This is a genomic window from Shinella sp. WSC3-e (genome assembly GCF_945994535.1).
GTDB classification, from domain to species: Bacteria; Pseudomonadota; Alphaproteobacteria; order Rhizobiales; family Rhizobiaceae; genus Shinella; species Shinella yambaruensis.
This window is the reverse complement of record NZ_OZ000531.1, coordinates 530,866-551,618: the sequence shown is the minus strand read 5'-3', so window position 1 is coordinate 551,618 and position 20,753 is coordinate 530,866. Positions and strand designations below refer to the sequence as shown.

General features: G+C 66.2%; 19 protein-coding genes. 13 read left to right on the top strand and 6 right to left on the bottom strand.

What is annotated here, in order from left to right; all coding sequences use genetic code 11:
- Positions 1-20 precede the first annotated feature (20 nt).
- The 3 genes from AABF56_RS25710 to AABF56_RS25700 form a co-directional block, all read right to left on the bottom strand.
- Entirely contained in the window at positions 21-1,343 is a 1,323-nt protein-coding gene (locus tag AABF56_RS25710) for a caspase family protein (RefSeq protein WP_272807613.1), read from the bottom strand.
- A gap of 234 nt (positions 1,344-1,577) precedes the next feature.
- A complete protein-coding gene (locus tag AABF56_RS25705; RefSeq protein ID WP_272807614.1) occupies positions 1,578-3,575 on the bottom strand; it encodes a CocE/NonD family hydrolase in 1,998 nt (665 codons plus the stop codon).
- A gap of 90 nt (positions 3,576-3,665) precedes the next feature.
- Positions 3,666-5,249, bottom strand: a complete 1,584-nt coding sequence (locus tag AABF56_RS25700; protein ID WP_272807615.1) for an ABC transporter substrate-binding protein — start codon at positions 5,247-5,249, stop codon at positions 3,666-3,668.
- Positions 5,250-5,390: 141 nt separating this feature from the next.
- Here AABF56_RS25700 and AABF56_RS25695 point away from each other — a divergent pair, with 141 nt between their 5' ends.
- On the top strand, positions 5,391-6,185 hold the full coding sequence (locus AABF56_RS25695) for a helix-turn-helix domain-containing protein (protein ID WP_272807616.1): 795 nt from the start codon (positions 5,391-5,393) through the stop codon (positions 6,183-6,185).
- A 22-nt stretch (positions 6,186-6,207) separates the two neighbouring features.
- On the opposite strand, the gene AABF56_RS25690 is transcribed toward AABF56_RS25695, so the two are convergent.
- Positions 6,208-7,161 (bottom strand): LysR family transcriptional regulator, encoded by a 954-nt coding sequence (locus AABF56_RS25690; RefSeq protein ID WP_272807617.1) that lies wholly within the window; start codon positions 7,159-7,161, stop codon positions 6,208-6,210.
- A gap of 101 nt (positions 7,162-7,262) precedes the next feature.
- On the opposite strand from AABF56_RS25690, the gene AABF56_RS25685 reads away from it, so the two are divergent.
- Genes AABF56_RS25685 through AABF56_RS25655 form a run of 7 tightly spaced genes read left to right on the top strand, consistent with a single transcriptional unit; the run spans position 7,263 to position 14,383 of the window.
- Positions 7,263-8,672 (top strand): amidase, encoded by a 1,410-nt coding sequence (locus AABF56_RS25685; protein WP_272807618.1) that lies wholly within the window; start codon positions 7,263-7,265, stop codon positions 8,670-8,672.
- Positions 8,672-9,520: a branched-chain amino acid ABC transporter permease gene (locus tag AABF56_RS25680; RefSeq protein WP_244766243.1), complete on the top strand. Its 849-nt coding sequence runs from the start codon at positions 8,672-8,674 to the stop codon at positions 9,518-9,520. The genes AABF56_RS25685 and AABF56_RS25680 overlap by 1 nt, the downstream gene beginning before the upstream one ends.
- Positions 9,517-10,497: a branched-chain amino acid ABC transporter permease gene (locus tag AABF56_RS25675; protein WP_244766244.1), complete on the top strand. Its 981-nt coding sequence runs from the start codon at positions 9,517-9,519 to the stop codon at positions 10,495-10,497. Before AABF56_RS25680 ends, AABF56_RS25675 begins: the two co-directional genes overlap by 4 nt.
- Positions 10,494-11,180, top strand: coding sequence for an ABC transporter ATP-binding protein (locus AABF56_RS25670; RefSeq protein ID WP_272807619.1), 687 nt, complete (start codon positions 10,494-10,496; stop codon positions 11,178-11,180). The genes AABF56_RS25675 and AABF56_RS25670 overlap by 4 nt, the downstream gene beginning before the upstream one ends.
- Positions 11,180-11,875 (top strand): urea ABC transporter ATP-binding subunit UrtE, encoded by a 696-nt coding sequence (urtE, locus tag AABF56_RS25665; protein ID WP_272807620.1) that lies wholly within the window; start codon positions 11,180-11,182, stop codon positions 11,873-11,875. The genes AABF56_RS25670 and urtE overlap by 1 nt, the downstream gene beginning before the upstream one ends.
- Positions 11,876-11,927: 52 nt before the next feature.
- Positions 11,928-13,094 carry a substrate-binding protein gene (locus AABF56_RS25660; protein ID WP_272807621.1) on the top strand — a complete coding sequence of 389 codons (1,167 nt, stop codon included), beginning with the start codon at positions 11,928-11,930 and terminating at the stop codon, positions 13,092-13,094.
- Positions 13,082-14,383, top strand: a complete 1,302-nt coding sequence (locus AABF56_RS25655) for an amidase (RefSeq protein WP_338341913.1) — start codon at positions 13,082-13,084, stop codon at positions 14,381-14,383. The genes AABF56_RS25660 and AABF56_RS25655 overlap by 13 nt, the downstream gene beginning before the upstream one ends.
- A gap of 57 nt (positions 14,384-14,440) precedes the next feature.
- On the opposite strand, the gene AABF56_RS25650 is transcribed toward AABF56_RS25655, so the two are convergent.
- Positions 14,441-14,917, bottom strand: coding sequence for a RidA family protein (locus AABF56_RS25650; RefSeq protein ID WP_272807623.1), 477 nt, complete (start codon positions 14,915-14,917; stop codon positions 14,441-14,443).
- 125 nt (positions 14,918-15,042) lie between these two features.
- Between AABF56_RS25650 and AABF56_RS25645 the strand changes: the two genes are divergently transcribed.
- Positions 15,043-16,014, top strand: coding sequence for a helix-turn-helix transcriptional regulator (locus AABF56_RS25645; RefSeq protein WP_272807624.1), 972 nt, complete (start codon positions 15,043-15,045; stop codon positions 16,012-16,014).
- Between the two features lie 84 nt (positions 16,015-16,098).
- On the opposite strand, the gene AABF56_RS25640 is transcribed toward AABF56_RS25645, so the two are convergent.
- A complete protein-coding gene (locus AABF56_RS25640; protein ID WP_338341912.1) occupies positions 16,099-16,953 on the bottom strand; it encodes a LysR substrate-binding domain-containing protein in 855 nt (284 codons plus the stop codon).
- 229 nt (positions 16,954-17,182) lie between these two features.
- On the opposite strand from AABF56_RS25640, the gene AABF56_RS25635 reads away from it, so the two are divergent.
- The 4 genes from AABF56_RS25635 to AABF56_RS25620 all read left to right on the top strand — a co-directional run bounded on the left by AABF56_RS25635 (position 17,183) and on the right by AABF56_RS25620 (position 20,660).
- A complete protein-coding gene (locus tag AABF56_RS25635) occupies positions 17,183-18,016 on the top strand; it encodes a transporter substrate-binding domain-containing protein (RefSeq protein ID WP_272807626.1) in 834 nt (277 codons plus the stop codon).
- 65 nt (positions 18,017-18,081) lie between these two features.
- Complete coding sequence (locus tag AABF56_RS25630) at positions 18,082-18,741, top strand: amino acid ABC transporter permease (protein WP_272807627.1); 660 nt, start codon at positions 18,082-18,084, stop codon at positions 18,739-18,741.
- Entirely contained in the window at positions 18,738-19,514 is a 777-nt protein-coding gene (locus AABF56_RS25625; protein WP_272807628.1) for an amino acid ABC transporter ATP-binding protein, read from the top strand. The genes AABF56_RS25630 and AABF56_RS25625 overlap by 4 nt, the downstream gene beginning before the upstream one ends.
- A 24-nt stretch (positions 19,515-19,538) precedes the next feature.
- A complete protein-coding gene (locus AABF56_RS25620; protein ID WP_272807629.1) occupies positions 19,539-20,660 on the top strand; it encodes an enolase C-terminal domain-like protein in 1,122 nt (373 codons plus the stop codon).
- The last annotated feature ends 93 nt before the right edge of the window (positions 20,661-20,753 follow it).

Sequence of the window (20,753 nt, the reverse complement as noted above, 5' to 3'; positions counted from 1 at the left end):
CTTCCCTTCCCGTGATGCCGTCAGTGGCAGCGGAAGCCCGCCGGCACGGTATCGTAGATTTTCAGGGCATGGACCGTCTCGAGCGTCAGTCCGCCGGCCTTCAGCCGGGCCTGCTGCTGAAACGCGCCGACCGCGGCCGAAAGCCCGTCCGGGCCGCGGACGGTCACGCCCGCTTGTCCAAGTGCCTGGGCCAGCGTTGCCTTGCCGCCGTCCGAAAGGTAGGGCAGCAAGTCGTGGGCGGTAAGCGTGGATGCCGCTTCGAGATCGCCGAGATCGCGCGCCCGCGAGATGAGCTGCAGCGCGCGGGCGATATCGGGCCTGGCCATGCCGCATCCGGCCAGATACATGATGCCGAGCGCATTGATAGCGGCCGGATGCCCTTTGTCCGCCGCCGCCTGGTATTGTTCCAGCGCCTCGGAAAGCCGCTCGGCCTTTTCGAGGCTGCGGGCAAGGTTGTGCTTGAGCCGGGCGCTTTCCGGCTCGGCCGCGACGGCATCAAGGCAGGCGGGCACGGCCTTCACGGCGTCGATGTCCTCGAAGGCGATGCCCTTCACGCCGATGAAATTACGCGCGTCGACGGCGAGCCGGTCGCATTCGGTTATGTTGGGTGGACGAAAGAAGAGCGTGCGACTCGTCTGAACCAGATATTCGGGCTTCTGCATGCCGTTCGTGCTGGCAAGCACGTCGCCTGCCGCAAGGCGAAACATTTCGGACACTTCGAGCCCGGGCTGATCGATGAAGCGCAGCAGGCTTTCCGTATAGGGGCTGTGCTCCCTTTCGCCATCGGATGCCACTTGGCCGGCAGCCGTGGCGAAGGCGACCAGGCGATAATAACCGGCACTCGCCTCAGCGCCGGCCGGCTTGGGCAGGTCGATGCGCGCAAGACCGCGCGATCCGTCCGCGCCGTGGAAGAGGTCGCTGAACGGATTGTTCCGGCAGGCATCGAGCACGATGATCTTGGCGGCATCCGGCTTGGCCTTCTCCTCGATGGCCGAAAGGATCAGGTCGACCGCGATCAGGTCGTCCCGCTGCCCGCCTTTCGCAAGATCGACCGGAACGAGGAAGTTGCGGCCGTCGAGCTGAAGGCCGTGGCCTGCATAGAAGACGAAGATCACGTCCGCACCGGACACGTCGCCGGCGAACCGCCGGATCGTCTCCTGCAAGGCGCTTGTCGGCTGGTCGATGGCGACATGGAGGCGAAAGCCGAGGCCGCCCAGTTTTTCCGCCATGGCCCGCGCATCGTTCGCCGGATTGGCGAGCCGGGCCACCGACCGGTAGTCCGCGTTTCCGATCACCAGGGCAACCCCGTCGAAGGCACCGTGCGATGCTGACACCTGTGCCATGGCCGGCGATCCGGCAGGAAGGAAAAGCAGGCAGACGAGCGCGGCGAGAAAATGCCGGATTGCATTTCTTCCAGGAACAGCCCGCATGCCTCAACTCCGCCTTGCACGCATGAACATCGCGGACGTTCTATTCCCGCCGTTCGTCGCCCGTTCACCAGAATTGGTTTCATTCAAACCGAAAAGCGGCAAAGAGGCAACCAGCGGCCTGCGGGCGATCGGAATGCGGCTGGAAGGCTACATGAAGTCGCGCGGAACCGCTTTTTCGAACGTCTTCTCGAAGATCTTCGTTTCGCCCTCGAAGGCGCGGACATTGGCCGAGATCAGCCAGTGCGTCGCGGTGCAGGCGATGGTGGCGGTCGAGACGGTGCGTACGAACCAGCCGGGGCGCTGCATGTCGCAGGTCCAGACGGCCGTGCCCGTCATCGAGAGCGGGTCGTTTTCGGCGATCGACCAGAGTTCGTCGCGGACCTGGCGGGTGGCGAGGCCCGTGCCGGGATGCTCGTTGAGGCCGGTATCCTCGTAGATCGAATATTCGGTCAGGCCGTTCGTCAGGTCCCGTTCCACGCCGCGCGCCGTTTCGCCCGGAGCGAGCTCCGTATATTTCGGCAACGGGTCGGGATTGGCCGGCTCGGGAAGAGAGACGACCCGGTGCGCGCCGAGTTTCGGCAGGGAAAGGCCGAGCGAGGCGAGATCGACCGTCACGCCGGCATCCACCGGCGGCGGCAGCACCATCGGCCAGTAGGATGTCGAGAGCGACAGGCGGATGCGGTGGCCGGCGCGGAAGCGATAGCCCATGGCATCGAGCACGAGGCGGACACGGACCTTCTCCCCTCTGGGCATCGCCTTCGGTTCGGCATTGCCGTCGCGATGGGCGAGGTTGAGGACGCCGAAGGTCACGCGGGTCGCCGTGCCATCGGGATGGATATCGACGAGGCGGGCGCAGAGATTGGCGATATCGGCCTCCGTCGAGAGGTCGAGCTCCAGCACCGGCTGGCCGAGGAAGTCCTGGGCTTCCGAGAGCGGCGGCGTCTCGATGACAAGCGAGCCGGCATCGTCGAGGCGCTGGTCGAGCGCCATTTCCGCGTCCGGCTTCAGCGTGAACCACTCGCCGGCCATGATGCCGGTGTCGAGCGGCGACTTCAGGGTGCGGTCGTGCCCGGTGGCGCCGGCAATCGGCATGCCGGGCGCCAGCGTGCCGTATTGCTCGACGTAGAAGGTCGCCATGTCGGGCGCCTCCCAGCGATCCTTGGCGACCCAGAAGCCGGGATCGGCCTCGCGGCGCAGCGCCGGGCGGGCGGCGTCCTGGATATAGGCGCGCACCTGCGGCGTCTTCTCCGCGCCATTCTCCTCACCGCGCAGCCAGCGGTTCCACCAGGCGATGGCTTCCGTGTGGAAATCCATGCGCGGCTTCGGCCAGGCGAAATGCGGGTATTTGTGAACCCAGGGGCCGATCAGCGCCTTCGCCTTGTCGCCAAGGCCTTCGACGGCCTTGAGCGGCGTGCTGCGATAACCGTCCGCCCAGCCGGCGATGACGAGGGCGGGGACGGGGAAGCCGGCGAAATCCTCGCAGATGGAACCGTGTTTCCAGAAGGCGTCGCGGCGCTGGTGCTGCAGCCATTCCTCCATGAAGAAGGGCTCGTTTTCCAGCCGCTCCAGCCACATCGCCTTCCAGCGCTCGCCGACGATGTCGGGGTCGGGCGAGCGTGACTGATAGGCGAGCATGGTGGCGGCCCAGGACAACTGGGCGGAAAGATGGGTGCCGTTCTTGTAGTGGATGTCGTCGTTGTACCGGTCGACGGTGGAGGCGATGGAGATGACGGCCTTCAGCGCCGGCGGCTTCAGCGCGGCGACCTGCAGGCAGTTGAAGCCGCCCCAGGAGATGCCCATCATCCCGACCGCGCCGTTCGACCAGGGCTGTGCCGCGATCCAGGCGATGAGCTCGCAGGCGTTCGCCAGCTCCAGCGGCGTATATTCCCCGTCGATGACGCCGTCGGATTCGCCCGAGCCGCGGATATCGACACGCACGCCGGCAATGCCGGCGGCGGCGAAGACGGGATAGGTCGATTCATCGCGCATGCACGTGCCGTCGCGCTTGCGGTAGGGCAGGAATTCGAAGACGGCGGGCACGGGGTCCGCCTCGGCCCCGTCCGGCATCCAGATGCGCGCGGCAAGCCACGTGCCGTCGGCAAGCGTGATCCACTGGTTTTCGATGACGGTGAAGGGGCGAGGCATGGCGGGCGTCCGTTTGGCGGGAGAGGCGGATTTGACTGACCGGATGCAGCGCGCGGCGCTGCATCCGGTCATGGATATAGAGGCATAACGTCAGGCGTCGAGCCAGACCCGGCTTGCGACATAGCCGTTGGAGACGTCGTTGCCGATGTCGTGGACATAGCCCTTCACCTGCTTGGAGCAGGCATTGAGGTAGTCGTTGAAGACCGGCAGGATCAGGCCGCCCTCGTCGCGCACGATGAGCGCCATGGTCTTGTAGAGCGCGCGGCGCTTGGTTTCGTCGAGCTCGGCCCTTGCCTGGAGAACCAGCTTGTCGAAATCCGGCCGCTTGAAGCGCGTGTCGTTCCATTCGGCGTTGGAGACATAGGAGGTGGAATAGCGCGAATCCTGCGTCGGGCGCCCGCCCCAGTAGGATGCGGAGAAGGGCTGGACGTTCCAGACGTTCGTCCAGTAGCCGTCATCCGGCTCGCGCTTGACGTCGATGGCGATGCCCGCCTTCTTGGCGCTCTCCTGGAAGAGCACGGCGGCATCGACCGCGCCGGGGAAGGCGGCTTCGGCAGTGCGCAGGAGAACCGGGCCGGAATGGCCGGATTTCTTGTAGTGGAAGGCGGCCTTGTCCGGGTCGAAGGCGCGCTGCTCGATACCGTCCGGGGCGAGGGCATAGGCCATGTTGACCGGATAGTCGTTGCCGAGGGTGCCGTAGCCGCTGAGCACCCGGTCGAGGATCTCCTGGCGGTCGATGGCGTATTTGAGCGCGAGGCGCAGATCGTTGTTGTCGAACGGTGCCGTGTCGCAATGCATCAGGAAGCTGTAGAAGCCCTTGCCGCCGGTCTGGAGGATCTCGACGATCGGCGCGCGCTTCAGGAGTTCGACGGTCTTGGGCTCTACCGCGCTGATGAAGTGGACTTGGCCGGAGGACAGCGCCGCAATGCGCGCAGTGGTGTCGTTCATGACGATGATCTCGACGCTGTCGACGAAGCCGCGGTCGGAGCGCCAGTCGTTCGCGTTCTTCTCGAAGGTCGTGCGCACGCCCGCCTCGAAGGAGACCAGCTTGTAGGGGCCGGTGCCGACCGCCGCATCGGGGTTTTCCACGCCGCCGCCCGGCTGGATGATCAGGTGGTAGTCCGAGAGGATCAGCGGCAGGTCCGCGTTCCCTTCGGCGAGCGTGATCACCAGGTCGCCGGCCTTGTCCTCGAAGGACCTGATCGAGCCGAGAAGCCCGAGCGCGCCCGACTTGGAGCCGGCATCGGAGTGCCGCTTCAGCGTGGCGAGCACGTCGGCGATGGTCATCGGGCTGCCGTCGTGGAACGTGACGCCCTTGCGGATCTTGAAGGTCCAGGTCGCGGCATCGGCGGAGGCTTCCCAGGATTCGGCAAGGGCCGGGACGGCGACGCCGGTATCGGGATGGGATTCGACCAGCGTATCTCCCCAGCAGCGGCCCGTCACGAAGGCGACGCCGGCGCTGTAGCCTGCCGGATCAAGCGTATCCGTCGCAGCGCCGCCCTTCAGGCCGAGCTTCAGGTGCCCGCCGCGCTTCGGCTCCTGCGCGAGCGCGCGCCCCGGCGCAAAGCCTGTCGCCGTTGCGGCGAGCACGCCGAGGGCGGCTGCGCCGCCGAGGAACTCGCGGCGTTTGAGGCTGCCGGTGGAATTTACATCAGGCTTCCAGATGCGCGTCATGTCGTCGGTTCCCCATTTGTGCGGGCTCCGGACATCCACCGGAGCTTTCGAGGAAATCGTAGCGAACATGGGGGCGGGAGAGAATTTCACGACTTGACGCGATTTTACGCTGCTTTACGCTCCTGTTCCCTGGAGTGAACCATGCAGCCGACGTCTTTCCCGATCAATCTCCGGCATGCCTGCAGCACCCGCAAGTCGGTGTCGGAAATCTGCCGCCAGCTCGGCGTCAACCGCCAGCAGTTCAACCGCTATGTGAACGGCGAGGCGGTCCCCTCGCCGCACAATCTGGCGCGGATCGCGGCCTTCTTCGGCGTCAGGCCCGCCGACTTCTCGCTCGACCCGGCCCTGTTCGAGCTGCGCCTCGTGAGCGCGGCCGGCGGAGCCTTCGGCACGGACGTGCTGCATACCTGCTTTCCCGGCAACCTGCCGTCGCTTCGCCGGCATCTCGGCTATTACCAGACCTACCATGTCTCGCTCTCGTGGCCGGGCATGATCGTCTGCTCCTGTGCCCGGCTGGACGAGCACGAAGGTGCGGTGCGCGTGAAATCCATCGAACGCATCCAGGACCGGCCGCATGAAATCCGCCAGTTCTCGAAATATGTCGGCCTCGCCTCGTTTCTCCGCAACCGCATCTTCGTCGTCGAGCGCAGCACCGGGCCTGAACCGATGATCGCGCAGACGATCCTGACGCCCTTCGAAACGCACCAGCGCATTTATCTGAGGGGCATGACGATGGGTGTTTCCTGGCGGAAGCAGAACCTCCCCTATGCCTCGCGCGTCATCTGGCGCCATCTCGGCACGGATACCGACCGGCGCCAGCTGCTGTCCCGCTGCGGCGTGTTGCCGCCAGGCTCGCGGCAGCTTCCCCCGACGGTGCGCGAATTCCTCGACGCGAGCGAAAATCCCGCCATTTCCATCCCGTTCAGCGAGGTCTGAGCATCTTGGGATCTGCGTCCGGCTAGACGGCGACCAGGCTTGCATGCCGTTCCGGCAAGGCAACCGCAAATCGCTCCGGCCCGATCTCCGCGAAAAATTCCCGCGCCACCTCGATGAAACGCCGCAGGAAGGCCGGTTTTGCGCTTCCGTACCGGTCGGCGATCATCAGGCGGGGTGTCGGCAGGATTTCGAGCAGGGGGCGGCGCACCAGACGATCGCTGTCCGGGCTTCCAAGCCCGATGGGGCGCATGTTGAGGATCGACATGCCGAAGCCGCAGGCCACCGCGGCGCGAACGGTATCGTAGCCCCGCGTCCGGAACGAGATTTTCGGTCGCTGGCCCGCGAGATCGAAAAGCGTGACCAGGTAGCCCGAGGTCTGCGGCAGGTCGAGCAGCACCAGCGGCCGCGTCACCAGCTCCGCGAGGCTGAGGCATTGCTTTTGCGCAAGCGGATCGTTCGCATGAAGCAGCGCATGTGCCGGCACATGGGCGAGGGTCACGGCATCCGAGGGAAGGCCCGGGCCGATGTCATAGGCCACGATCGCATCGACCATGTTCGATTCCAGCCATGTCAGCAGTTGTGGTTGCTCGCCCTCGAAGAGCTGGATCTCGGTGCCGCTCGCTGCAACGAACCGGTGCAGGAGTTCCGGCATGAACAGGGCGCCGAACGGCTCGAAGCAGCCGATCTTCAGGACCGGGGGCATGCCGGCGGTGAACTTGTCCATCGTGCGCTCGAACTCGGCCTCCGCCGCGAGCAGGCGGCGGGCCGACGCGACGAACCGCTCGCCTGCCGGCGTAAGCGTGACGCCCTTGGACGGCCGGCGCTCGAAGAGCCTGGAATGCATCTCGCCTTCCGCCTGGCCCATCGCGGCCAGAATGGAGGATTGCGCGATGCGGCACGTGCGCGCCGCAGCCGATATCGATCCCGTCTCTGCGACGAGCACGAGGTAACGAAGCTGGCGAAGGGTCAGATTCATTCATCTATTCCATGTAACAAGCAGCATCATATTTTGCATTTTATATAATTCAACGTTTGCGCGATGCTGTCTTCACTGGTTTTCAGCAGTGGGAAGACGCCGTGAACGACAGCCGCCAGTCCATCTCGCCAATCTCCGATGCGCCGGACCTGTGCCGCATGGATGTCGCGGCCCTCACCGCGGCCTTCCGGTCCGGCGCGCTTTCTCCGGTGGAGGCCGTCCAGGCGGCACTTGATCGCGCCGAGGCCGTCCAGCCGCGTTTCAACGCCTTCACCTTCATCGATCACGCCGGCGCGCTGGAGGCGGCGCGCGCCGCCGAGGCGCGCTGGCGGGCGGGCTCGGCGCTCTCGGCGATCGACGGCGTGCCCGCGACCCTCAAGGACATCGTGCATGTCGAGGGCTGGACCGTGCGCTACGGAAGCCGGGTCACCGATGCCGCGCCGATGAAGCAGGACGCGCCCGCCGTCGCGGGCCTTCGCGCTGCCGGCGCAGTCTTCATCGGCCAGACCACGACGCCGGAGTTCGGCTGGAAGGCGGTGACGGACAGCCCCGCCTTCGGCATCACCCGCAATCCATGGAACCCGGACCGCACGCCCGGCGGCTCTTCGGGCGGGGCAGCGGTCGCCTCGGCCACCGGCGCGGGCGTTCTTCATCTCGGCACCGATGGCGGCGGATCGATCCGGATCCCTGCCGCCTTCACCGGGACCTTCGGCCTGAAGCCGACCTTCGGTCGTGTCCCGGCCGATCCGCCGAGCGTCTTCGGCACGGTTGCCCATATCGGCCCGATGACCCGCAGCCCGGCCGACGCACGGGCGATGCTCGCCGCGATGGGCGGGCGGAGCCTTCGGGACTGGAGCCAGCCATGGGGGGCGGCGTCGGCGCTCGATGCGCAGCCCTTCGGCTGGAAGGGGCGCAAGGTCGGTCTTTGGATGTCGCCGCCGACGGGTTCGCTCGACCCGGCGATCGAGCGCGCGGTGTTGGATGCGGCCCGCCGGATCGAGGCGGCGGGCGCGCGCGTTGAAGCGATCCAGCTGCCCGGCGAACGCCTGCACGACCTGTTCTGCGCCCACTGGATGACCGGAGCCGCAAGCCGCCTTTCGTCCGTCCCCCCGTCGGCACGCGAAGCGATGGATCCCGGCTTCATCGATGCGGCCGGGGAGGGGAGCCGCTTCAGCCTGATGGACTATATCTCGGCGCAACAGGCCCGTGCCCGCTTCGGCGCCGCAATGGACCAGTTGCTTGCGGACTATGATCTCCTTCTTTCTCCCGCCACCGCCTGCCTGCCGTTTGCGGCCGGACGGGAGGTGCCAGAGGGCTCCAGCCTGTCGCGCTGGACCGAATGGGCCGGGTTCAGCTATCCGATCAACCTGTCACAGCAGCCGGCCTGCACCCTGTTCTGCGGCCTGGCCGACGGCTTGCCGGTCGGCTTGCAGATCGTCGGCCCGCGTGGGGAAGACGGCTTCGTGCTCGATGCCGCCGAGGCGGTCGACCGCTTGCTGGGAGCGCCGTGATGCCGGATATCGTCTCCCTTTCCCTCAATGCGCTGACGCTGATGAGCATTCTCATGCTCGTCGCGCTGGGTCTTGCGATCATCTACGGATTGATGGGCATCATCAATCTCAGCCATGGCGAGTTCGTCACCATCGGCGCCTATACGCTGTTCACGGTACAGGCGGCCGGCGGCTCGTTCTGGCTGGCGCTCGTCGTGGCGCCGGTCGTCGGCTATCTCCTGGGCACGGTGCTTGAAATCACGGTGATCCGGCGCCTCTACGACAGGCCCATCTCCACCATCCTCGCCACCTGGGGGCTCAGCCTCATCCTGCAGCAGGCGATCATCCTGGCCTATGGCGCCGCGCCGCGGCCGGTGACGGCGCCGTTCGAGGCGTCTGTTCAGGTGCTCGGCATCACATATCCGGCCTATCGGCTCTTCCTGATCGTCTTTGCCTTCGCCGTGATGGCCGGCTGCGTGCTGGTCTTCCGCAAGACGCCGTTCGGGCTCGATGTCAGGGCGGTGATCCAGAATGCGGGCATGGCGCGGGCGCTCGGCGTGAATGCCGAAAGGGTCTATCGCCGGGCGTTCGCCAGCGGCGCGGCGCTCGCCGCCCTCGCCGGCGTCCTCATCGCGCCGCTCGTCGCCGTGACGGCGCTGATGGGCGTCAACTATCTGGCGCGCTCCTTTTTCGTCGTCCTCGTCGGCGGCGCGGGTTCCATCCCCGGCGTCGTCGCCGGCTCGGCCTTCGTGGGCGGGCTGGAATCGTTGCTCTCCACCACCGTGCCGATCACCGTGGCGCAGGCCAGCGTGCTGATCCTCGCGGTCGTCATCGTGCGGTTCCGTCCGCAGGGGCTGGTGCCGGCATGACGCAACGGGAGAAGACCTGGCTTTTCATCACCCTCGCCATCCTGGCGGCGCTCGCCCTCTATCCGGCCTTCGGCTCCTATTCCGGCGTCTCCGGCCTTCGCGACATCCTGCTTTTCGCGCTCTTCGCCGTCTCGCTCGATCTCTTCTGGGGACGCACCGGCATCCTCTCCTTCGGCCACGCCACCTTCTTCGGTGCCGGTGCCTACGGCATGGCGGTGATGACGATCCACCTGGCGCCGGGCGCCGCCTGGAGCAGCCTCGCGGGGCTTGCCTTCGGTGTCGGCCTTGCCGGCGTGATCGCCCTTGCGGTCGGCTATTTCGTGATCTTCGGCGGCGTGCGCGGGGCCTATTTCACCATCGTCACCCTGGCCTTGACCCTGATCGCGCAGCAGATCGCCATCGGCTGGTCCTCGGTCACCGGCGGGGATGCGGGCCTGATCGGCGTTCCGCCGCTCACGCTCGGCCTCTCGATCACCGGCAAGGTCTTCTATTATCTCGTGGTCGCCGTGCTGTTCGGCATCGTGCTCGCGCTCTGGGCGGGCCTGCGCGGCCAGCGGGGCCTCGTCCTTCGGGCAATCGAGGACGACGAGCGCAAGGCCCAGACGCTCGGCTACAACACGCCGCTTCACCTGCTCGCCGTCTTCGTGCTTTCCGGCCTGATCGCGGGGCTCGCCGGCGCGCTCTATGTGACCGGAACGGGTTTCGTCGCGCCGGACATGATCGCGCTCCTGCTCTCCACCGAGGTCATCATGTGGGTCGCGGTCGGCGGGCGCGGCTCGCTCATCGGCGCGGTCGCGGGCACGATGATCGTCTGGCGGCTGCAGCAGGAGGTTTCCACGCTCAGCGCTTCGGCCTGGCCGCTGTTCATCGGCGCTTTCTTCCTCGCCATGGTGTTCTTCTTCCCTGACGGCCTGCCGGCCGCCGCGCAGAAGCTCTGGACGCGCTGGAAGGGCGTGAAGGAAGGGGGCGCGGCATGACGGGCGGCGAACTGCGCACGGAAGGCCTCGGCCGTCGTTTCGGCGGATTGGTTGCCGTCGAGGATGTCAGCGTGACCTTTGCGGCGGGGGAGGTCTCCTGCGTGATCGGGCCGAACGGCGCCGGCAAATCGACGCTTCTCAACATGATCTGCGGCGCCATAGCGCCGAGCGCCGGCCGGATCCTGTTCGACGGCAAGCCTGTCGAAGGCCTCTCGCGCCACGCGATCGCCCGTGCCGGCATCGCCCGCAAGTTCCAGGTCCCCTCCGTCTTCGGTTCGCTGACGGTTGCGGAAAACCTGGTGGTGGCGGGCGGCGGCGATGCGGAGGCGGTGATGGCGCGCACCGGACTTGCGGCCGAGCGCCATACCCGCGCCGACGTGCTGGCCCACGGCAAGAAGCAATGGCTGGAAATCGCCATGGGGCTGATCCGCAGGCCACGCCTCCTGCTGCTCGACGAGCCGACGGCCGGCCTCTCGCCGGAGGAGACCCAGGCGGTGGCCGATCTCCTCCTGTCGCTGCGCGGCACATGCACGGTGGTGGTGATCGACCACGACATGCATTTCGTGCGGGCGCTTTCCGCCCGCACCGTGGTGATGCACCAGGGCCGGCTCGTTGCGGAAGGCGATTTTTCGGCCATCGAGCGCGACCCGATGGTGCGCGACATCTATCTGGGGCGGGCGTGATGCTGGACGTGAACGATCTGCGCGCAGGTTATAGCAGCACCGAGGTCCTGCAAGGCGTCACCCTGTCGGTCCGAAAGGGCGAGGTCGTGTCGATCCTCGGCCGCAACGGCGTCGGAAAGACGACGCTGATGAAGGCGCTGATCGGCCTCATCAGGCCCTGGGCCGGGCAAGTCGCGCTGAACGGCAAGGCCGCCGCGGGCCTGCCGCCGGAAAGGATCGCGCGGGCGGGCCTTGCCTATGTGCCGCAGGGACGGGGCATCTTCCACAAGCTCTCCGTCATCGAGAACCTGACCATGGGCACGCGTGCGCGCCGCGACGGCAGCGCGACGATTCCAGCCGAGATCTTCGAAATGTTCCCGATCCTTGCCGAGCGTCGCCACCAGCTGGGCGGAACGCTTTCAGGCGGGCAGCAGCAACAGCTGGCGCTTGGCCGGGCGCTCGCCTCGGCACCGGATTTCCTGCTGCTCGACGAGCCCTCCGAGGGCATCCAGCCGAACATCGTCCAGATGATCGGCGACATCCTGCGCAAGCTCGCGGCCGAAAAGGGCCTGGGCGTGCTCCTGGTGGAACAGAACCTCGACCTCGGCCTCTCGGCGGCCGATCGGGTGCTGTTCATGGAGAAGGGGCGCATCGTTCACGAAAGCACGCCCCGGACGCTCGAAGAGGAGACGCTTCACCGGTACCTGGCCATCTGAACACGCCCGGATGGCCGGGATTGCATCAAGGCGAACCAAAAGGGGAACTGAAATGACGCTTATCACCCGCCGCCGCACGCTCCAGGGCCTTGCCGGCATTGCCGCCGTCTCGGCGCTCGGCGCGCCGTCCATCCTGCGTGCAGCCGACACGATCAAGCTCGGCTTCCTGTCGGGCCTCACCGGCCTTGAAACCATTCTCGGCGAAACGCAACTCCACTGCTTCGAGCTTGCGGTGGAAGAGCTGAACGCGGCCAACGGCATCGGCGGCCGCAAGATCGAATATGTCGTCGAGGACGACCAGACGACCACCCGCGGCGCCATCGAAAAGGCGCGCAAGCTGGTGTTCGAGGACGAGGTCGTCGCGACCATGGGCATGATCGCTTCGCTAGAGCACGTCGCCGCCCGCTCCGTTACCAGCCCGGCGAACCATATCCTGATGTACTCGACCTATTACGAGGGCGGGGTCTGCGAGAAGAGCTTCTTCTCGACCGGGCAGGTGCCGAACCAGCAGATCGTGCCCTCGCTCGGCTGGCTGACGAAGAACACCGGCAAGACCGTCTATGTCATCGGCTCCGACTACATCTGGCCGCGCGCCTCGACGGAAGTCATCAAAACGGAGATCGAAAAGCTCGGCGGCAAGCTGCTCGGCGCGGAATTCGCCCCGTTCGGCACGCAGGACTTCGCGCCGATCTTCGACCGTGCGCGGGCGGCCAATCCGGATTTCATCTGGATGATGGTGGCGGGCGCCGACGTCATCACGGCCCTGAAGCAGTACCAGTCCTTCGGCTTCAAGCAGCAGCTCTTCTCGAATGCGCTGGACGAGCTGTTCTCCTTCGCGCATCCGGAACTGACGGCCGGCACGCTGTCCAACCAGGCCTACTTCATGAAGCTGGACACGCCGCGGAACAAGACCTTCACGGAGGCCTTCGCGAAGAAGTACGGCGCGGACAAGCCCATCAACGCCATCGGCGAGGCGGCCTATGACGGCGTCCATCTCTATGCCGCCGCCGTGGAGAAAGCCGGATCGACGGAAAGCGACGCGGTCATCAAGGCATTGCGCGAGGTGGAGTTCGATGCGCCGCAGGGCAAGGTCAACTTCGCCGCCAACAATTGCCTGCGCACCAACTCCATCCTCGCTCGCGGCACGCCGGACGGCCATTGGGAAACCGTCGAGAACTTCGGCCAGATCGACCCGGACGTGCCTGGATGCACCCTTTGAACGACATCCTCACCTCGGCGAAAGCGGCACGTGCCGCTTTCCTGTCCGGCACGGCAGGCGCCGAGGAGATGGCCCGGGCGATGCTGGCGGGCATCGCCCGGGACAATCCCCGCCTCAATGCCTATCGCGAGGCGCTGGAAAGCACGGCGCTCGCCGAGGCGCGTGCCGCGGATGCCGCCAGGATGGCGGGCCGCGATCCCGGGCCGCTTGCCGGGCTCTGCGTGGCGGTGAAGGAAAACATCGATACCGTGCCGGCACTGGCGAGTGCCGGCATGCGCTTCCTTCGCGACCGGAGAGCGGTAAAGGACAGCTGGATCACCGCGAGATTGCGTGCGCTCGGCGCGACGATCGTCGGCACGACGATCAGCGATCCGGGCGCCTTCGGGGTGCGGACCGCCGAGGTGGTGCATCCTGCGGACCCGGCGCTCTCCGTCGGCGGTTCTTCGGGCGGCTCGGGTGCCGCGCTGGCGGCGGGGCTTTGCCATGCGGCGATCGGCACCGATACCGGAGGCTCCATCCGGGTGCCGGCCGCGCTGTGCGGCGTGGCGGGCCTGAAGCCGAGCGCCGGCCGATGGTCCCTTTCGGGCGTATGGCCGCTCGTGCCCTCGCTCGATCACGTCGGACCGATGGCGCGCACGGGCGAGGACCTGCTGCTCCTGGCAGAGGCCCTAGACCCCGACATGCCGGCACGCCCGGCCGCGCGCCGTGTCGCTTTCGACCCGGCCTGGATCGCCGAGTGCGATGGCGACGTGCAGGCAGCCTTCGGGCAGACGCTGACGGCGCTGACGCGCAAGGGTGTCGCGGTGTCCGAGGCGCGCCTGCCCGCGCTCGATCGGGTGGCGGCGGTGCACGGCACGATCTTCTGCGTCGAGACGGCCGCCTTCTATCGCAGCGTCGTCGCGCCCGGCGTCGAGCTGCCGCGCGAGGGGCAAGGTGCCGTCAACCATGCGGATTCGATCACCATGGCGGCTTATCTGGCTGCCTGCCGCGATCGCCAGCAGATGCGGGCCGCCGTCGATGCAATCCTTGCGGACGGCACGGTGATCGTGAGCCCGACGACCGCGGTGGCGCGTGCGCCGAAAGACGCGCAAAGCCTTACGGTCGGGGGGACGGAACGGGATTTCACCTATGGATTGGTGCGGCTGACCTGCCTCTTCGACCACACGGGCCACCCCGCCGCGGCTCTGCCGGCCGCAGGCGGCAGCCTGCAGGTCGTTGCCGCCCGCGACGCCGATCGCTCGACTTTCGCGCTGCTGGAGGACGGCCCCTCTTTCAGCACCGGCGTATGATGAAGGCGACGATCAACCCTCCGCTTGGGCCGCTTGCGCGGCCCCGCGGCAGGACCGCTAGTTCATGACGACCACGGCTTCCACCTCGAAAAGCATGGGGTCGATCGCAAGCCTGGGAACGGGAACGAGGGTCTGCGCCGGCAGCGCTTCACCGAACATTTCCTTAACGCTCTGGGTCAGCACCCCAAGCTTCGCCATGTCGTGATCGACCACGAATACGGTGAGCTTGGCGACCTGATCCGGCCTTGCCCCGAGCGCATCGAGGGCAGCGCGCAAATTTGCGTAGGCTTGTTTCACCTGGGCCGCGAAGTCGGGCGACAAGGCCCCCGTGCTGTCCTGGCCGCCCTGTCCGGAGACATAGGCAAGCCTGGCGCCTGCAGGGACGATGACCGCCGTGCTGTAGCCGTTCGGCGTCGGGTCGCCGAGGGTCGGCGGGTTGACGATGGTCAGCTCGTTCGCGGCCGACGCAGCGGAGATTCCGGTTGCCATGATGATGAGCCCTCCAATGAGCAGATGCTTGGTTGCACGTGGCATGATTTTGGTCCTTGGGGTCTAAGACAGGTCGGAGCGAGCATCGGCATGTCGCCTGCTCGTGGCCGACGACGCATTCTATGCGGCCATACCTGTCAATTTCTGTCAGGTTGGATTACGCTTTTTCGATGCGTGCAAGCCGCCTTCTGTCCATTCTGACGACCCTGCAAGCGAAGGGACATGTCACCGCCCAGGCGCTGGCCGCCGAGTGCGAGGTTTCGCTGCGCACGATCTATCGAGATGTGGATGCGCTCAGCGCAGCGGGAATTCCGGTGTACAGCGTGCAGGGCAGCAGCGGAGGCTATCGGCTGCTCGAGGGCTACCGGGTCCGCCTGAACGGCTTGTCCTCGACCGAAGCCGAGGCGCTGTTCCTGGCCGGCCTTACGCGCCAGGCGGCTGATCTGGGGTTGGGCGCCGTTGCGGCGAGCGCGCGCACAAAGCTTCTGGCCGCCTTGCCGGAGAACATGCGATCCGGGGCGATGAGGGCGCGTTTCCACTTCGATGCGCCGGCCTGGTTCGCCGAGGCCGAGGCCCTGGACCACCTGCCCGCCGTTGCCGATGCCGTGTGGAACCAGCGTCCTATCCGCATGCGCTACCAAAGCCGGAAGGCTGACAGGGAGCGGCGCGTCGAGCCTCTTGGAATCGTCCTGAAAGGCGGCGCCTGGTATCTGGCCGCTCGCGCCGACAACGCTTTCCGCACCTTCCGCCTCTCCCGGGTCGGGAAGATGGAGGTGCTTGATGAACGCTTTGACTATCCGGAAGGGTTCGACCTCGAAGCATATTGGACCGAGAGCATCAGGCGTTACGAGATGGACCTTCATCCCAATCGCGCTGAAATCCGGCTGTCGCCCTGGGCCATGGGCATGATGGAGGAGCTTCTGCCTCCCTATGTCCGCACCGGCGCCGTTGTTTCCGAGGAGGCCGACGCGCGGGGCTGGCGACGGGTAACCCTTTCGGTCGGTTCCATCGCTCACGCCGCGATGGAGATCCTGCGCTTTGGAGCGGACGCAGAAGTGATCGGGCCGCCGGAGCTTCGCGCCAAAATGGCGGAGATCGTCGGCACTCTGGCGGAGGTCTATGCCGGTGAGGATCCGGGGTAAGACCTTGCCGCTCTCGTTCCGGACCGGGCCTCAAGCATCAGGCTGACCATGGGGGCGGACGGATCGGCGGCTTCGCGCAACGCCCTATTTCCGCGATGCTCCATACCGGTCATACTTTCGTGTCTGCCGCACCAGCCAGTCCCGAAACAGAATGATGCTCGGCTGGTGGGCTTTGCGTTCCGGGTAGACCACGAAGTACGAGTCGCCCGAGGGGATGGCGTCGCCGAAAGGCATATGCAGCTTGCCTTGGGCAAGTTCAGGCTCGATGAACGAGATCGGGATCACCGCGATCCCGACACCATGGACGGCGGCATTGATGAGCATGTCGTTATGGGAAAACCGCGTTCCCTGGATCCGTCCGCTATAGCTGAGCCCGGCGACCCGCAGCCAGTGCAGCCAAAGGCTGGGTCGACTGGCATTCTGCAGCATCGGGAATTTCGAGAATTCGAGCGGATCGAGCCGTGTCCCCGGCGGGATCAGGCCGGGAGAGGAAACGACGGCAAGCTTCTCCGTGAACAGCTCGATGGCGCGCGCATGAAGCCACGTGCCCGCGCCGCGCAATATGGCGATATCGAGCCGTGTCGTTTCGAAGTCGACGCTCGGAAGGGCCGGCGCGATCTCGAGCGGTATGTCCGGATGGGCCGCGATGAAGGAGCCCAGCCGTTCGGGAAGCCAGCGAGACGCCAAGGTATAGTGCGTGCCGATCATCAGCGAGGAATCCACGCTGCGTCCCCGCACCGCGTCGATCGAGATTTCCTGCAGCCTGTCGAGCGACAGCGCAAGGTCGCGATAGTAGGTGGCCCCCACCTCGGTCAGGACCAGCCGCGGCCCGGAGCGGTGGAAAAGCGGCACCCCGAGAAAATTCTCCAGGTTCCTGATCTGCCGGCTGATCCCGCTCTGGGTCAGCCCGAGATCCTCCGCCGCCCGCGTGAAGCTCATGTAGCGCGCGGCCGCCTCGAAGGCGTGGAGCGCGGAGAGGGAGGGGAGGTAGCGTCGCATGCCCCGTTTTATCAATCATGACTAAAACTCATGCAAGAGAGAATTTTTCCATGATTTTCATCCGACCCGGGATGCGTCAGGTTCTTTCCAGAATAATCCAAACAGGAAGTTCAAGGTGGCCCGTGCGAACCGGACGGGCCGGCTGAAACTCCATAAAAAGGGGAATGCCATGATCAACAGAAGACACTTCAACAAATTCCTGGGGCTGGCCGCGATTTCCGCGGCGGCCTCGCTGCCCGCCCTGCGCGCCAGCGCGAACACCTCGTTCGAGCGGGTCAAGGCATCGGGCGTCCTGCGCATCGGCGGCGTCGCGGACGGCGCGCCCTATTACCAGAAGAGTTTGGCGGACGGTTCCTGGCGCGGGTTCTATGTCGATATCTGCCAGAAGCTGGCGGACGACCTCGGCCTGAAGCTGTCGATCCTCGAAACCACCTGGGGCAACTCCGTCCTCGACCTGCAGGCCGACAAGGTGGACGTGTTCTTCGGCCTGAACCCCACGCCCGAGCGCCAGAAGGTGATCGATTTCTCCGGCCCCGTCTTCCGCAACGCCTTCACCATGGTCACGCGCAAGGGGCTGGAGGCGAAGACCTGGGAGGACTTCGACAAGCCCGAGATGCGCATCGCCGTCGATGCCGGCTCCTCCCATGATGCGGCGGTCTCGCGCCATGCCGCCAAGGCGGAGGTCGCCCGGCTGAAGACGGCGAGCGACGCCACGGCCGCCCTTCAGGCCGGCCGCGCCGACGCGCAATGCCTCGTCCTGATCCTGGCTCTGACGCTGCGTGCGAAAAATACGGCGATCGGTGATCTGGTCATGCCGACCCCGCCCGACTTCACCACCTCCAATGCCGGCTTCCGCCGGGAAGAAGACGGCTCCTGGAAGGAATTCGTCGACCAGTGGATCACCGCCAACCGCGAGAGCGGTTTCGTCCGCGATGCGATCGTGCGCAACATGGGCCTCGTCGGCGTCAAGGAAAGCGACTTCCCGCCCAATTTCGAGATCTGATCCTCCCTCATCCGGCGAAGCTTCGGCTTCGCCGGCATCGGATTTTCGAAGATCGGGTTCGCATCATGTATCAATGGGATTTTTCCATCCTGTGGGACTATCGCTGGATTTTCCTGCAGGGTCTCGGCGTCACCGTGAGTTTCACGCTCGCCATCATCGCCGGCGGCCTGATCGTCGGCCTGGCGGCGGCGATCGGCCTCCTGTCGCGCTTCGCCATATTGCGTGGCATCTCGCTGGGCTTCATCGAAATCTTCCGCTGCACGCCCGTGCTCGTGCAACTGATCTGGTGCTACTATGCCCTGCCGATGCTGGCAGGCGTCGAAATGACGCCCGTGACGGCTTCGCTCCTCGCCCTGTCGTGTTATGGCGGCGCCTTCTATGCGGAGATCATCCGCGGCGGCATCGTCTCCATCGATGCCGGACAGTCCGAGGCCGCCTCGGCGCTGGGCATGACGCCGGCGCTCGCCATGCGGCGGATCATCCTGCCGCAGGCGCTGCGGCGCATGGTGCCGCCGCTGATGAACCAGTCGATCCTCCAGTTCAAGAACACCTCGCTCGTCTCCGTTCTGGCGGTTCCCGATCTCGTCTATCAGGGGCAGATGGCGGCGCATGACAGCTTCCGGCCGCTGGAGACCTATACGGCGGTGGCCGCGGCCTATTTCGCCATCCTTTTCCCGCTGACCTTGTTCGTCCGCTGGCGCGAGCGCAGGAGCGAAGAGACATGACGACCTCCCAAACCGCCATGATCGACATCACGGGCCTGCGCAAATCCTTCGGCCCCCTGGAGGTGCTGAAGGACATCAATCTCCAGGTGAAGGCGGGTGGCGTGGTCGCGCTCCTCGGTCCCTCGGGATCGGGAAAATCGACGCTGCTGCGCTGCATGAACCTCCTGGTCGTGCCCGATGCCGGCCGCATCCGCGTCGGGGACACCACGTTCCAGTTCGGCGCGTCGACCGAACGGCCCAGGACGAAACCGCTTGCCGCCTTCCGCTCGCGCACCGGCATGGTGTTCCAGAACTTCAACCTCTTCCCGCACATGACGGTTCTGGAGAACGTGATCGAAGCGCCCATCCATGTACGCAGGCTCGACCGCAAGACCGCGATCGACCTCGGCATGTCGCAGCTCGAGAAGGTCGGCCTCGCCGACCGGGCGAGCCAGCGCCCGCAGACGCTTTCGGGCGGCCAGAAGCAGCGGGTGGCGATCGCCCGGGCGCTGGCGATGGAGCCGAGCGTCATGCTGTTCGACGAGGCCACCTCCGCGCTCGACCCCGAGCTCGTCGGCGAGGTGCTGCAGACCATGCAGCAACTGGCGGCCGACGGCATGACCATGGTGATCGTCACCCATGAGATCGCCTTCGCCCGCGACGTCGCCGACCGGGTGGTCTTCATGCGCGACGGATACGTGGTCGAGGAGGGGCCGGCGGGCGAGGTCATCAATACACCGAGGATGGAGGCGACGAAAACCTTCCTCAGCCACTTCCACAAGGGTGCGATCTAGCGCAACCCGCACGAGGCACAGGTCATGGAAACAATCAGCGCACTTCGGGTCTTCCTGATCGAAAGCCCGATCAAGATGGCCCGGCAGCAGGGTGTCGGCGACGTCAAGGGAACGGTCAAGCGCGTCCTGGTGGAGCTCACCTCCTCGTCCGGCATCGTCGGCTGGGGCGAGGCGGCGCCGTGGGAGGTCTTCACCGGCACGGCCGAAGCCGCCTTCGCCGCCATCGACGTCTATCTCCGGCCGCTGGTGATCGGCGCCCCGGTCGACCGCATCCGCGCCCTCAGCCTGAAGATGAAGAAGGCGCTGGTCGGCCATGGCGAGGCCAAGCTCGCCATCGAGACCGCGGTGTTCGACATCCTCGGCAAGTCCTGCGGCCTGTCGATCGCCGATCTCCTCGGCGGGCGCGTGCGCGACACCATCCCGCTCTCCTTCTCGATCGCCGATCCGAGCTTCGAGGCGGACATGGAGCGCATGAAGGAGATGGTGCCGAACGGGCACCGGCTCTTCAAGGTCAAGACCGGGGTGAAATCCCACCGGGACGACCTCAGGCATCTGGAGGCGATCCGCAACGCCTTCGGCGACGCGGTGGACCTGCGCCTCGACTACAACCAGGCGCTCGAACCCTTCGGCGCCATCGCCGTCCTGCGGGACGTCGACCGGTTCCGCCCCACCTTCATCGAACAGCCGGTGCCGCGCGAATGCCTTGCGGCCATGGCCTCCTTCGCCGCCGATCTCGACACGCCGATCCTTGCCGACGAAAGCTGCTTCGATGCCCGCGACCTGATGGAGATCGTCAGGCTTCAGGCCGCCGATGCGATTTCCGTCAAGCTGATGAAGGTCGGCGGCCTGTTCAACGCGCAGGCCCTGATGGCACTCGCCGACCTGGCGCATGTGCCGGGCTACGGCGGCACGCTCTGGGAAGGGGGCGTGGCGCTTGCCGCCGGAACCCAGTTCATCGCCGCCACGCCCGGTGTCTCGCTCGGCTGCGAATTCTACATGCCCCATCACGTGCTCACGGAGGACGTGCTGGAGGCGAAGATCGAGAACCGCAACGGCGAGGTCGTCGTCCCGGACGGGCCGGGTCTCGGCGTCATCGTCTCGCAGGCATCGCTGCGCGAGAACGCGCGCATCCTCTGCGAGCGATAGCGGGCAACACGAAACATCATTCGGAGACGTTCCTTTCCGGCGCGGCATCGCGCGCCGGTGGCGGGAGCGTCGTGCAGATTGTCGAGGACGGGA

Excerpts from the sequence above, each read along its gene's own strand:
- AABF56_RS25710 (WP_272807613.1), bottom strand. The coding sequence starts at position 1,343 with ATGGCACAGGTGTCAGCATCGCACGGTGCCTTCGACGGGGTTGCCCTG.
- AABF56_RS25705 (WP_272807614.1), bottom strand. The coding sequence starts at position 3,575 with ATGCCTCGCCCCTTCACCGTCATCGAAAACCAGTGGATCACGCTTGCC.
- AABF56_RS25700 (WP_272807615.1), bottom strand. The coding sequence starts at position 5,249 with ATGACGCGCATCTGGAAGCCTGATGTAAATTCCACCGGCAGCCTCAAA.
- AABF56_RS25695 (WP_272807616.1), top strand. The coding sequence starts at position 5,391 with ATGCAGCCGACGTCTTTCCCGATCAATCTCCGGCATGCCTGCAGCACC.
- AABF56_RS25690 (WP_272807617.1), bottom strand. The coding sequence starts at position 7,161 with ATGAATCTGACCCTTCGCCAGCTTCGTTACCTCGTGCTCGTCGCAGAG.
- AABF56_RS25680 (WP_244766243.1), top strand. The coding sequence starts at position 8,672 with ATGCCGGATATCGTCTCCCTTTCCCTCAATGCGCTGACGCTGATGAGC.
- AABF56_RS25675 (WP_244766244.1), top strand. The coding sequence starts at position 9,517 with ATGACGCAACGGGAGAAGACCTGGCTTTTCATCACCCTCGCCATCCTG.
- AABF56_RS25670 (WP_272807619.1), top strand. The coding sequence starts at position 10,494 with ATGACGGGCGGCGAACTGCGCACGGAAGGCCTCGGCCGTCGTTTCGGC.
- urtE (WP_272807620.1), top strand. The coding sequence starts at position 11,180 with ATGCTGGACGTGAACGATCTGCGCGCAGGTTATAGCAGCACCGAGGTC.
- AABF56_RS25660 (WP_272807621.1), top strand. The coding sequence starts at position 11,928 with ATGACGCTTATCACCCGCCGCCGCACGCTCCAGGGCCTTGCCGGCATT.
- AABF56_RS25655 (WP_338341913.1), top strand. The coding sequence starts at position 13,082 with ATGCACCCTTTGAACGACATCCTCACCTCGGCGAAAGCGGCACGTGCC.
- AABF56_RS25650 (WP_272807623.1), bottom strand. The coding sequence starts at position 14,917 with ATGCCACGTGCAACCAAGCATCTGCTCATTGGAGGGCTCATCATCATG.
- AABF56_RS25645 (WP_272807624.1), top strand. The coding sequence starts at position 15,043 with ATGCGTGCAAGCCGCCTTCTGTCCATTCTGACGACCCTGCAAGCGAAG.
- AABF56_RS25640 (WP_338341912.1), bottom strand. The coding sequence starts at position 16,953 with ATGAGCTTCACGCGGGCGGCGGAGGATCTCGGGCTGACCCAGAGCGGG.
- AABF56_RS25635 (WP_272807626.1), top strand. The coding sequence starts at position 17,183 with ATGATCAACAGAAGACACTTCAACAAATTCCTGGGGCTGGCCGCGATT.
- AABF56_RS25630 (WP_272807627.1), top strand. The coding sequence starts at position 18,082 with ATGTATCAATGGGATTTTTCCATCCTGTGGGACTATCGCTGGATTTTC.
- AABF56_RS25625 (WP_272807628.1), top strand. The coding sequence starts at position 18,738 with ATGACGACCTCCCAAACCGCCATGATCGACATCACGGGCCTGCGCAAA.
- AABF56_RS25620 (WP_272807629.1), top strand. The coding sequence starts at position 19,539 with ATGGAAACAATCAGCGCACTTCGGGTCTTCCTGATCGAAAGCCCGATC.